This window comes from Lentzea sp. NPDC060358, from assembly GCF_042725365.1.
Lineage (GTDB): Bacteria > Actinomycetota > Actinomycetes > Mycobacteriales > Pseudonocardiaceae > Lentzea.
The window spans coordinates 1-6,120 of the sequence record NZ_JBHXCW010000354.1 but is presented as its reverse complement, the minus strand read 5'-3'; the positions used below and the strand labels follow the sequence as shown (position 1 = coordinate 6,120).

Below are 6,120 nucleotides of genomic sequence, written 5' to 3'. Positions count from 1 at the left end.
CCCCTCCTCGCGTGCAGCAAGAGCTGAGGTGCGACTCGTGACGGGGCACCCACCGCTGAGAGCTTCGCTCAAAAGCAAAAGCAAGCTCGCCTTCGGCTTCGCTGCTCGCCTTCGGCTTCGCTAGTTGTTCGTCCTCGGGCAAGCCGTGCAGGGCTCCGCGTTCGGGAGCACGTAGTGGAAGCAGCAGCTGTTGCGCTTGCGCTTCCAGCCCTCGGGGGTGAAGTGGAGGCTCGAGGCCGAGACGAACGGGGTGAGCTTCTCGGGGAGGATCAGCGCCGCGTCCGTCACGCCGCCGTTCTCGTCGCCGCAGACCCTGCCCGCTGCCCAGGGGCCGTATTCGAGCATGTCCGTCGCCGCTGCCCAGAGTTGGCGGCGGCCGAAGCGGACGACCTGGCCGAACGAGGCGACGAACTGGGCCGCGTGGGCTGCGTAGCGGGCTCGGAGGACTGCTGCCAGTGCTGCCTCGTCCGGTACGACGGTGGCGGCCGGGTGGTTCGAGGCCGGGTCGTCCGGGAGGCAGGCGAACTCGTCCGAGAACAGGGCGATGCCGTCCGGGTGGGGGCGGCCGTCCGTCGCCAGGTGGAAGGACATGTCCTGGGGCTTGAGCGACGGGACCCGGCGGGCCGTGTGGAACAGCAGGCCTGCCAGGTAGCCCGGCTGGTGCAGGTACCAGCCCATGACGTAGCCGGCGGTCGCCCTGCCGTCGGCCTCGCCGTACTGCTCGACCATCCAACCGGCCAGGTCCTTGCGCCACAGGTCGAAGCGGGACGGTTCGGCGAGGAGGTCCGAGCAGATCGTCCAGTCCTGCGACTGCATGCCGAAGCGGACGTCCGAGCCGGCGTCGAGTCTCGCGATGGACTCCGCCAGCGGCGTGAGCGCATGCGGGTTCTGCTGTGAGACCCTCGCCGGTACGGTCAACGCGCTAGTCCAATCTCATGGGTATGAGGTTTGCCTAACCTTACCCGGAGATCTTCGTCTTGCGCTCGTTCAGGTGGTCCCGGTCACAGGAGTGTCGCTCGACCGCGAGTTGTTCGCGCTCAGCGGACATCGCCCGATCTGTGGAATCCGTTGCTCCCGACCTGCGTTGATGCGGATGTCAGGGTTTTCCGGACGCGGCTGGCCGCTGATGGGAACCACAGGCCTCGGTACCGCCCACTACAGTGGAGCCACGGTGCCGCGCTCACCAGGGTAGATCGGTGGAGCCGAGGACCGCCGACGCAGCAGTCAGGGAGTGCGAATGTTCGAAAGGTTCACCGACCGCGCGAGGCGGGTGGTTGTCCTTGCCCAAGAAGAGGCACGGATGCTCAACCACAACTACATCGGCACCGAGCACATCCTCCTGGGTCTGATCCACGAGGGTGAAGGTGTCGCCGCCAAGGCGCTCGAGTCGTTGGGGATTGCGCTGGAGGGCGTCCGCCAGCAGGTCGAGGAGATCATCGGCCAGGGCCAGCAGGCTCCGAGCGGACACATCCCCTTCACCCCCCGTGCGAAGAAGGTCCTGGAGCTCTCACTGCGTGAGGCGCTTCAGCTCGGCCACAACTACATCGGCACCGAGCACATCCTGCTCGGCCTGATCCGCGAGGGCGAGGGCGTCGCCGCCCAGGTCCTCGTGAAGCTCGGCGCCGACCTGAACAGGGTGCGGCAGCAGGTGCTGCAGCTGCTGTCCGGCTACTCGACGGAGAAGGGCGCGTCGGAGTCGACCGGTCGCGGCGAGGGCACGCCGTCCTCGTCCCTGGTGCTGGACCAGTTCGGGCGCAACCTCACCGCCTCGGCGCGGGAGGGCAAGCTCGACCCGGTCATCGGGCGCACCAAGGAGATCGAGCGGGTCATGCAGGTGCTGTCCCGCCGCACCAAGAACAACCCGGTCCTCATCGGCGAGCCCGGCGTCGGCAAGACCGCCGTCGTCGAGGGACTGGCGCAGATGGTCGTCAAGGGCGAGGTGCCCGAGACGCTCAAGGACAAGCAGCTCTACACGCTCGACCTCGGCTCGCTGGTCGCGGGCTCGCGCTACCGCGGTGACTTCGAGGAGCGCCTGAAGAAGGTCCTCAAGGAGATCCGCACGCGCGGCGACATCATCCTGTTCATCGACGAGATCCACACGCTCGTCGGTGCGGGTGCAGCCGAGGGCGCGATCGACGCGGCCTCCATCCTCAAGCCGATGCTGGCCCGCGGTGAGCTGCAGACGATCGGCGCCACCACGCTCGACGAGTACCGCAAGCACGTCGAGAAGGACCCCGCGCTGGAGCGCCGCTTCCAGCCGATCCAGGTGGGCGAGCCGTCGCTCGAGCACACCATCGAGATCCTCAAGGGCCTGCGCGACCGGTACGAGGCGCACCACCGCGTCTCGATCACCGACTCCGCGCTGGTCGCCGCCGCCACGCTGGCCGACCGGTACATCAACGACCGGTTCCTGCCGGACAAGGCGATCGACCTCATCGACGAGGCCGGTGCGCGGATGCGCATCCGCCGGATGACCGCGCCGCCGGACCTGCGCGAGTTCGACGAGAAGATCGCCGACGTGCGTCGCGACAAGGAGTCCGCGATCGACGCGCAGGACTTCGAGCGCGCCGCCAAGCTGCGGGACGCGGAGAAGCAGCTCCTGGGCCAGAAGGCCGAGCGGGAGAAGCAGTGGAAGGACGGTGACCTGGACGTCGTCGCGGAGGTCGACGACGAGCAGATCGCCGAGGTCCTCGCCAACTGGACCGGCATCCCGGTGTTTAAGCTCACCGAGGAGGAGACCACGCGTCTGCTCCGCATGGAGGACGAGCTGCACAAGCGGATCATCGGCCAGACCGAGGCGGTCAAGGCCGTGTCGCAGGCGATCCGCCGCACCCGCGCCGGACTGAAGGACCCGAAGCGCCCCTCCGGCTCGTTCATCTTCGCCGGCCCGTCCGGTGTCGGTAAGACCGAGCTCTCGAAGGCGCTCGCGAACTTCCTGTTCGGCGAGGACGACGCGCTCATCCAGATCGACATGGGCGAGTTCCACGACCGGTACACCGCGTCGCGGCTCTTCGGTGCCCCTCCCGGGTACGTCGGCTACGAAGAGGGCGGCCAGCTCACCGAGAAGGTGCGCCGCAAGCCGTTCTCCGTCGTGCTCTTCGACGAGATCGAGAAGGCGCACAACGAGGTCTACAACACGCTGCTCCAGGTGCTGGAGGACGGCCGCCTGACCGACGGTCAGGGCCGGACGGTGGACTTCAAGAACACCGTCATCATCTTCACGTCCAACCTGGGCACGTCGGACATCAGCAAGGCCGTCGGCCTCGGCTTCACCTCGGGTCAGGGCGACGCGTCCAACTACGAGCGCATGAAGAACAAGGTCAACGACGAGCTGAAGAAGCACTTCCGCCCCGAGTTCCTCAACCGCATCGACGACATCATCGTCTTCCACCAGCTGACCCAGGACGAGATCATCAGGATGGTGGACCTGATGATCGCCCGCGTCGAGACGCAGTTGAAGAACAAGGACATGGCCCTCGAGCTGACCGACAGGGCCAAGGCCCTGCTCGCGAAGCGCGGGTTCGACCCGGTGCTGGGCGCTCGCCCGCTGCGCCGCACGATCCAGCGCGAGATCGAGGACACCCTGTCGGAGAAGATCCTGTTCGGCGAGATCCAGCCGGGCCAGATCATCATCACCGACGTCGAGGGCTGGGACGGCGAGTCCGAGCAGCACGACAAGGCGAAGTTCGTGTTCCGCGGCGAGACCAAGCCGACCCGCGTGCCGGACGCCCCGCCCGTCGAGCTGGCGGCCCCCGCGGGCGTCGAGAAGGACGCTCCGGCGACCGACTCGGAGTGATCTAGCAGGTACCTGACAACGGCCCCCGGACCACTGGTCCGGGGGCCGTCGTCGTCTGTCCGGCGAGTGGACGCTGTTCGCCCGTTTCGGCACGAACCAGAGGTTTGACCTGCCACCATGACTCCGCCCGCTTGATCTTGGGCGGGCTTTGGGGGCTCTTCGAGGAGGTTCGTGTGCCGTCGGCGGCGTTCGAGCAGCTGGTCGCTCAGTTCGAGCGGTTCCAGGCTCAGATGCAACGTGTTGACCAGCAGTTCGCCGGGGTCGGCGAGATGCAGCAGCAGCTGGCAGAGATGGAGGCGGTGGCCACGTCGGCCGACCGCGCCGTGACGGTGGTCGCCGGGCCGTCCGGCACCATCAAGGACATCCGGCTCACCGACCTCGCGATGCGCAGACCGCCGCACGCGCTGGCCGCCGAGCTGATGACCACCCTGCGCAACGCGGTCGCGGAGGCCGCTCGCCGGCAGGCGGGCATCGTCGAGGGTGCCGTCGGCACCGACATGAAGCTGTCCGAGCAGGTGCTGGAAACCCAGGCCCAGCTCTTCGGCATGTCGAAGGAGGAGCTCCGCTCCGTCCGGGCCGAGGAAGCCGCGCCGCAGCCGCCCACCGCGCAGCCGCCGTCCGCGCCGATCCCGCCGCGCGCCCCGATGCCGCCCGTGCCGCAGAACGGGCCTTCGGCGCGTCCGCCCGCACCCTCCCGCAGGCCCGCGCCCGAGCCGGTGGACGACTTCTCCGACCAGAACATCATGCGCGGCAACTCCTGGAACGACAGGGCGCCGCAGCAGCCGCCCGCCGCACCGCCCAAGCAGGACGGCAAGTTCCTGAACCTCTACGACGACGAGGACGGCCGATGAGCGGGTTCACCGTCGACCCGAACGAGCTGAATGAGTACGCCGACAAGCTCCAGGGGCACCGCGGGTTCGCGGGCGAGGTGGCGGGACTCGTCGACAGGTCGGACGTCGGCGACAAGTCGTGGGGCGTCGTCGGGATCTTCGTGAAGCAGCAGTACACGGAGATGCTCGGCGACCTGAAGGAGACGCTCACCGCGATGACCGAGGGGCTCGACTCCGGTGTCGAGAAGTTCCGCGACACCGCGAAGGGCTACGCCGAGCAGGAAGCGGCGTTGCAGAAGATCCTCGACGGTCTCCAGGTCGACAGGGGGTAGGGCCGTGGCGGAAGAGGACTACACCGCCGGCAGCGGTGACCAGCAGGTCAAGATCACCGTCGGCGAGAAGACGCTCGGCGAGAAGGCGGAGGAGAACACCCCGATCTGGGGCAACTTCGTCAAGGCGAAGGAAGCCGCGGGCGACGCGGGCGAGACCGGTGGCGTCGCCGGTCTGAGCGCCGAGGGCAGCGCGCTGGTCAGCTCGGTCGTGGAGTTCGGGCAGGGCATGATGCTCGACCCGATCGGCTTCCTGGTCGGCCAGGGCCTCAACTTCCTGATCAGCGTGGTGCAGCCGCTCGAGGACGCGATCCACTTCGTCAGCGGCGACGGTCCGGCGTTGCAGCAGGCGGGGGAGAACTTCGGCGCGATCGCCCAGGGCATCGCCGACCTCAGCACGAGGTTCACCGAGGACCTGCAGAGCACCGTGACGACGTGGGGTGGTGAGGCGTCCGAAGCCGCCGCGTCGAAGCTCGGCGAGTTCGCGAGCGGCATCGACGGCGTGGCGGGTCAGGCGGGCGAGCTGGCCGAGCTGTTGATGATGTCGTCGATGGTCATGCAGGTCATCGAGGACGTCATCAAGGCGATTCTGGCCGAGCTGATCACGTGGCTGATCATGATCTGGATCCCGGCGCTGGCCGCGGCCATCCCGAGCGCCGGCGCCTCGACCGCCGCCGCGGGTGCCGCCACCGGTGTCCGGGTCGCCTCGACGGCGAGCCGAGTGTCGCGCATCGTCGCGAAGCTGCGCGGCCTGCTGACCAAGATCATGGACTTCCTGCGCAGCCTGGCCTCGCGGGCGAAGAACCTCGGCGCCGGCTTCAAGAGGGCCATGGCCGACAAGAAGGTCCGCAGCCAGGAGGCCACCGACGCGCTGCGCGGCAAGACCAAGTGGGAGAAGTTCACCTCCAACCCGCTCACCCGGCTCAACAGCCATGACGGCGTGGTCGGCGAGCGGATGAAGAACGGCTTCGGGCGGTCGATGGCCGACGCCGTGGGCAACGAGGCGCTGGCCCAGGCCAACCCGTACCACGAGAAGGGTCTGCGGAACACGTCGATCACGCAGAAGGGCACCGAGTACGGCGAGACGGGGACCGACCACTCGAAGCAGCGCATCGAGGGCTACCTGGACATCTGACCGGGGACGCCGCGGGCGGTCGCCGAAGAC

5 protein-coding genes are annotated in these 6,120 nt (G+C 68.2%); 4 read left to right on the top strand and 1 reads right to left on the bottom strand.

What is annotated here, in order from left to right; translation table 11 throughout:
* Nucleotides 1-120: 120 nt before the first annotated feature.
* Nucleotides 121-918, bottom strand: coding sequence for a (2Fe-2S)-binding protein (locus ACFWGZ_RS38780; protein WP_382456581.1), 798 nt, complete (start codon nt 916-918; stop codon nt 121-123).
* A 319-nt stretch (nt 919-1,237) separates the two neighbouring features.
* Here ACFWGZ_RS38780 and ACFWGZ_RS38775 point away from each other — a divergent pair, with 319 nt between their 5' ends.
* The 4 genes from ACFWGZ_RS38775 (at nt 1,238) to ACFWGZ_RS38760 (ending at nt 6,090) form a co-directional block, all read left to right on the top strand.
* A complete protein-coding gene (locus ACFWGZ_RS38775) occupies nt 1,238-3,796 on the top strand; it encodes an ATP-dependent Clp protease ATP-binding subunit (protein ID WP_382456580.1) in 2,559 nt (852 codons plus the stop codon).
* 173 nt (nt 3,797-3,969) lie between these two features.
* Nucleotides 3,970-4,647, top strand: coding sequence for a YbaB/EbfC family nucleoid-associated protein (locus ACFWGZ_RS38770; RefSeq protein WP_382456579.1), 678 nt, complete (start codon nt 3,970-3,972; stop codon nt 4,645-4,647).
* Complete coding sequence (locus ACFWGZ_RS38765; RefSeq protein WP_382456578.1) at nt 4,644-4,958, top strand: ESX-1 secretion-associated protein; 315 nt, start codon at nt 4,644-4,646, stop codon at nt 4,956-4,958. Before ACFWGZ_RS38770 ends, ACFWGZ_RS38765 begins: the two co-directional genes overlap by 4 nt.
* 4 nt (nt 4,959-4,962) lie before the next feature.
* Nucleotides 4,963-6,090, top strand: coding sequence for a WXG100 family type VII secretion target (locus ACFWGZ_RS38760; protein ID WP_382456577.1), 1,128 nt, complete (start codon nt 4,963-4,965; stop codon nt 6,088-6,090).
* Nucleotides 6,091-6,120 lie beyond the last annotated feature (30 nt).